The 212-nt window shown below is 50.0% G+C and carries 1 rRNA gene; it reads left to right on the plus strand.

Going from position 1 to position 212, the window contains the following annotated elements:
• Positions 1–96: 96 nt before the first annotated feature.
• Positions 97–212: ribosomal RNA gene (locus K1I44_RS15295) — 23S ribosomal RNA — on the plus strand; the annotation flags it as partial.

Below are 212 nucleotides of genomic sequence, written 5' to 3' on the forward strand. Positions count from 1 at the left end.
ATGTTCCTTGAAAACTAGATAACAGGTAAGAGAAAAGCGACAAACGGTTCTCGGCGTGGCCGAGAGCTAGACAGCACAAGGCTGTAAAGTGTGTTTAGTTAAGTTAGAAAGGGCGCACGGTGGATGCCTTGGCACTAGGAGCCGATGAAGGACGGGACAAACACCGATATGCTTCGGGGAGCTGTAAGTAAGCGTTGATCCGGAGATTTCCG

This window comes from Anoxybacillus sp. ST4 (assembly GCF_019448545.1).
Classification (GTDB): Bacteria; Bacillota; Bacilli; order Bacillales; family Anoxybacillaceae; genus Anoxybacillus; species Anoxybacillus pushchinoensis.